Annotated in this window: 7 protein-coding genes; all 7 read right to left on the bottom strand. The window is 58.9% G+C overall.

Annotated elements, in window-relative coordinates; translation table 11 throughout:
- On the bottom strand, nucleotides 1–642 hold a 642-nt coding region (locus LGQ03_RS16550; protein ID WP_226749298.1), incomplete at its 3' end, for a ParB N-terminal domain-containing protein.
- Between the two features lie 158 nt (nucleotides 643–800).
- Entirely contained in the window at nucleotides 801–980 is a 180-nt protein-coding gene (locus LGQ03_RS16545; protein ID WP_226749297.1) for a hypothetical protein, read from the bottom strand.
- A gap of 82 nt (nucleotides 981–1,062) precedes the next feature.
- Complete coding sequence (locus LGQ03_RS16540; protein ID WP_226749296.1) at nucleotides 1,063–1,575, bottom strand: hypothetical protein; 513 nt, start codon at nucleotides 1,573–1,575, stop codon at nucleotides 1,063–1,065.
- On the bottom strand, nucleotides 1,572–1,964 hold the full coding sequence (locus LGQ03_RS16535; RefSeq protein WP_226749295.1) for a MerR family transcriptional regulator: 393 nt from the start codon (nucleotides 1,962–1,964) through the stop codon (nucleotides 1,572–1,574). The genes LGQ03_RS16540 and LGQ03_RS16535 overlap by 4 nt, the downstream gene beginning before the upstream one ends.
- A gap of 60 nt (nucleotides 1,965–2,024) precedes the next feature.
- The gene (locus LGQ03_RS16530) at nucleotides 2,025–2,930 is read right to left on the bottom strand and encodes a replication initiation protein (protein ID WP_226749294.1); all 906 of its coding nucleotides are present in this window, start codon (nucleotides 2,928–2,930) and stop codon (nucleotides 2,025–2,027) included.
- Between the two features lie 235 nt (nucleotides 2,931–3,165).
- Nucleotides 3,166–3,822 (bottom strand): recombinase family protein, encoded by a 657-nt coding sequence (locus LGQ03_RS16525; RefSeq protein ID WP_226749299.1) that lies wholly within the window; start codon nucleotides 3,820–3,822, stop codon nucleotides 3,166–3,168.
- Nucleotides 3,823–4,635: 813 nt separating this feature from the next.
- Nucleotides 4,636–4,834: hypothetical protein (locus LGQ03_RS16520; protein WP_226749293.1), on the bottom strand; the 199-nt coding region annotated here is incomplete at its 5' end.

Raw genomic sequence — 4,834 nt, 5'->3', positions numbered from 1 at the left:
CAGCGACCACTGGTCAACGTGAGGGCACCAGCCAGCGGCCTTACGGAACCCCTCGGCCATCTTGACCACTTCCTCCTGCCTTGCTGCTTCCGCCTTGTCAGGATCGAAAGCCTTCCTTTCGGGGTCCGGGTCACGCCTGTCTGTGCGCCACCGCCCGCTGGCATCCTTGCCCGCTTCCCGCATCATATTCGCCCTGCGGCGCATCTCGGCCACTGTCCCGGATGAGACGCCTGCCGCTTTCATGATCCGTGGCTTTGTCAGTCCAGTCCCGATCCGCACCAGTCGCCACGCGGCATTGGTCCGTTCAGTCGAAGTCAGCCCCACGACCGCTTTCGCATTGGCCGCTACAGCCGCTTCTAGGGCATCGTCACGGGTGCCTTCAAAGACTTCCACCGGGATGGCCCCTGATCTACCAAGGCTGCGATATGCCTTCATCCGGTGTGCCCCATCGAGTAGCACATGCCGCCCCGTTGGTTTGCCTGCATCATCGCGTTCCCGCCAGATCAAGACTGGGTCGAGTTGGGTGCCTCGCTTCAACGCGCCCGCCAAGTTGCGCACAAGGGCGGGATGGTCAAATTCTCGGAATTGAAAGTCGGGGTCGCGGCATATCTTACCCGCCGCAAGGGTCAATCGGCCTGTCATGGGCATGATCCTAGTTGGGTTGTTCTACTAAGAGTGGGGGCAATCAACACGCCACTGGCAGGCCACCTACAGTGCGTCCGTCCCTCCACCGCCACCCCCTGCAAGGAAAAAGCCGCAGGATGCTCCCACGGCCTTCTTATCACGCCTGTGGGGTGGCCCTAGGTGACCACCACCCCCACACCTTTCCCATCACTGACATCCCGCCAGCGATCGAAGGTCGGACGCATGGCCCGTGTCCATGCCATTTCCCCGATGAATGGCATCCTGATGGCCAGCCCAAGGCGGTCTATGGTGAAGGTGAAGCGTAGGCGACCAGCGCCCAGTTGCAGTGCTATCATCGTGGTTGTGGTGTCCTCTGTTGCGTCCCATGGGAAGCTCTAGCGGGCCGTGGGGTGACACCTTGCGTAGCGGTGTTGAGAGTTACTGACCACGTCTCTCCAGTTCGGCGTCTATCTCTTCGATAAACATCCGCACCACCGAAACAGTTGGATCGGTGAGCCCCTCAAGCTCAGGGTTTGTGGACAACCAAGACGCCCAACCGTCCCGTATCTCTTGCAGACGGGAGCTGCTCAGCGATTGCCATCTGGTCGTTTTCAGCGCTCGCCAGCCATATTCCTCGAGAGCCGTAATAACTGCAAGCTCTGTGCCTTGAAGGGCAAGTGCTGCCTCATCGCTAAGAGCCGGTGGTGCATCAGGTGTTTGCAACACAGAAATCGCCCACGCTCGCAATGGTTGAGTTTCAGGTGAAGGTGGTCCTGTTAAAATCCCCACAGCGATCTGCGTCATTGTCGATGAGGTTTGTTGCAAGGTCCGCTCGGAGTTCCATACCCAGACCGAGACCGCAACGATCACGGGGATGAGAAGCGCCCCGATAAGTTTCGACAGGACCTCTGTTTTGTCCCACCAGTCTTTCTGGTTGGTATCCTCACTCATCGTCCCATGATCCTGGCCAGCCAACCCTTGGACGCACCAGCTCCGACCCTCTGGTCTGTCAGTGCCGTGACCCGATCCTCTGCCCGATCCAGCCTCTTGCGTAGGTCTGCCACGGTCTCTTGTTCCCGTTCAAGCTGCTGTTCCAGCATGGCCACTTTGACCGCCATGATCTCGCCCATGTCAGGGGTAGCCCGCTGCTGTTCCGTGGCTTCCCGTTCGCCATGTCCACGGCTATCCCAAGGAAACACCCTTGCCAGCTCTGCCCCTTCGATAGACCACTCGCCTTTATCGTCCTGCTTTCCTGAAAGACGACCATCTTTCAAGGCGCGATGGATGGTTGATCGGCTCTTACCGCACTGGTCCGCCGCTTGTCTCAAGCTCAATCCCATGCCTGTCCCCTGTTGTCCCTTGGCTTCCCAACGGCCATGCCCGTGCTGTCCCGTTTTGATCTAGTCCTGCTGACCATGCCCTTGTGCCCCTGCTGCTGACAAGGCTGTTGCCAAGGCTTCCCGCTGTCGTCCCTCGGCCTCCACGATCATGTCCGCGCTACCGTCCCGTCTGGCCTTCCTGCCTACCTTGGGGCGGTCCAGCTCCTTGAGGGCTTCCACCCGTGCTGTCCGGTCCTTCAATCCCCACGTCAGGGTCACGCCAACCACGCGCCTCCCACGCTTCAACGGCACGAACCCTGCGTGAAACCCAGCCAGTTGGTTGATTTCAGCTATTGCAGGGTCCAGCGCCCTAAGGCGTAGGTTCTTCCACGTTCCCAGCTTTCCAGCGGGGACACCAAGGATTTCCCGTAGGTCGTCCAGGGCGAAGTCCTCGGAGGTCTTTCGCAGTCCAGCACGGAGGGACAGGACGGTGTAGAGGCGCAGGGAATATCTGCTTTCAAAAGCTAGCACGGCCCGCTTTGATACCACGGCCCAATGGCTGCTGTTGGCGATGGCCTTGCGCATGGTCGGGCTGAACTGGAAGCGAAGCTCTGCCTGTGTGTTGCTTTCGTCTTCTCGTTCCACATCCGACAGGATCGGCCCTGACTTGGTGTAGCGCCTGCCCTTGGCATCCGTCAGCTTGAGCTTGAGTGTGGTCGTGTGCAGCTCGTCCACCAGCTCCACCAGCTCCGGCACAGCGATGTGGAAGGTGTCATTCAGGGACGCTAGCGTGATCCGGTGCGTCACGTCCTCGGCCACGTCCACACCAGCCGCCTGCACTAGCAGGTGGAACAGCTTGCCCCCTCGCAGTGACATATGACCGCCCGATGGGAAGCGCATGTCCACCAGCTCCCCCGCCTCCACTATTGCGTCAGGATCATCACTGCGGCTCTGGATAGCATCTAGGGTGCGGACTAGTTTGGTCATAGGCTACGTCTATCAGGACCGTGTATCCCCGTCCACGGCCCCATGACCCGCAATCGGTAGTCACTTCGCCCGCAATCGGTAGTCACTTCACCCGTGATTTGTATACCTGTGGCCCGTGATTTGTATACCATAGGGCATTAAAACTGTTTCCAATCAAAGCCCTATAACCCATCGAATTGGAAGAAGAGAAGAAGAGAAGAAGAGCGCCACCCTAACCAAAAACCATAATCCACCGTCAGGCAGGGTCGCTCAATCGCTCCAACACCCGCTTGACCTGTGATGCCTGCCACGATCCACCCCGTGCTGTCTTGACCCCTGCCTTGTCCAGCTCTGCTGCAATCTCACGCAGGGTCCGACCAGCATCACGCAGAGGCAAGATCAATCCCGCCACATTGTCAGCACGGCGCTGGGCATTGGCCTTGACCACGGCATTGCGTTTCATGGTCGTATCACGCAGGCCCCCCAACTTCTTTTTGGACTGTGCCAGTGCCGCCTTGGTCCGCAAGCTGATGAAGTCCCGCTCTTGCTCTGCCAATGCTGCATAGATGTGCAGTTGAAACTTGTCCGCGTTGGGCATCGAGGCCACCCGCAGGGCTAGCTTTTTGTCGTCCATCAGTGTGGCGATGAAAGATACCCGGCGAGACAAGCGGTCCAGCTTGGCAACCAGCAGCTCTGCCCCTGTGGCCTTGGCCTGTGCTATGGCTTTGGTCAGCTCTGGCCTTGCATCGTCCATGCCGCTGATGTGGTCCACATACTCACCGATCACCTCATAGGGCGTGTCGGAGTAGGTGGTCAGGTAGAGGTCAATGTCCCGTGTCTGTGCATCCAGCCCTAGCCCGCTCTTGCCTTGCTCTGCTGTGCTGACACGGCGGTAGGTCACATACTTCTTCATCACGATCACTCATGTTGCAAACGTCAACGTTGGTTGTGACTGTTACAAAGGGCGCAGATGGTCGTCAAGAGGCTGCGCTCTTGCAGAGTCGTCCCGCCATTCCTAACTTAACGTCACCCTCACAAGCGGCGGGAGAAAGGAAGGCTTCAATTGGAAGCTTTTTTGAACTCCCCAGTCTTGAGGCTGTAGACTTGCCGGTCTGCAGAGGCTCCCTTGTTGGGGACGATGGGATATGGCCCGAAGCAACACCCCCGACTGCGGTCTGGGATTGCTCCGCATCCACGGCAATGGGTGCGGTCTTACTGTCCCCGTAATAGGGCACAGGGGATAGGGTCGAAGGCAGGGCGCTTGGGAGCCTTGTGCTGAGTGAGAGGACCGAAGGTTACCCGGGATGGGTAGCCACTGTTGCCCGGGACGGGTAGCAGCGACACCCTCGAAACCCCGGCGCACCACCAAGGGCGTCCTGCCGACCCTCTACTTTACTTGTTATTGTATACATTTAGTGACACCCTCACCCCCGCCCATCAGGACTGACCACCCATAAACAGACCAGCTCTGCCGTGGTGCTGGGCCGCAACATGATCGAGCTTTGACCATGCTGGGGAAAGCCAAAGGGCCTGCCATGGGTGTGCTTGAGGGACCCCACCGGGGGGCTGGCGCTAGTCCCTCTATCTTATTCTGGCTTTCGGATTTCTGCTGAAAAATAGCCGTGAGGTGGTCAGACGCAACCTTTTGTTTTCATTGCCTCCGACCACCGCACACCGTGCATTTTGCACCCACATAGGTTGCATGGGGGTGCCCTTGGGTCAGTGCCTAGAAGTCAGGGTTTTCCTCATCGTCCTCTGCGCCTGTGTATGCGCTGGGCCTGATCCCCGCTAGATCGTCCAAGGTCGGTGCCATCATGGCTTCTGCCACGGCCTGCATCCGCGATCCGAACGCGATTTCCAAGGCTTCCATCAGCGACCACTGGTCAACGTGAGGGCACCAGCCAGCGGCCTTACGGAACCCCTCG

Source organism: Loktanella gaetbuli (genome assembly GCF_020531945.1).
GTDB lineage: Bacteria > Pseudomonadota > Alphaproteobacteria > Rhodobacterales > Rhodobacteraceae > Loktanella > Loktanella gaetbuli.
This window is presented reverse-complemented; position numbering and strand designations above follow the sequence as displayed.

Excerpts from the sequence above, each read along its gene's own strand:
- LGQ03_RS16545 (WP_226749297.1), bottom strand. The coding sequence starts at position 980 with ATGATAGCACTGCAACTGGGCGCTGGTCGCCTACGCTTCACCTTCACC.
- LGQ03_RS16540 (WP_226749296.1), bottom strand. The coding sequence starts at position 1,575 with ATGAGTGAGGATACCAACCAGAAAGACTGGTGGGACAAAACAGAGGTC.
- LGQ03_RS16535 (WP_226749295.1), bottom strand. The coding sequence starts at position 1,964 with ATGGGATTGAGCTTGAGACAAGCGGCGGACCAGTGCGGTAAGAGCCGA.
- LGQ03_RS16530 (WP_226749294.1), bottom strand. The coding sequence starts at position 2,930 with ATGACCAAACTAGTCCGCACCCTAGATGCTATCCAGAGCCGCAGTGAT.
- LGQ03_RS16525 (WP_226749299.1), bottom strand. The coding sequence starts at position 3,822 with ATGAAGAAGTATGTGACCTACCGCCGTGTCAGCACAGCAGAGCAAGGC.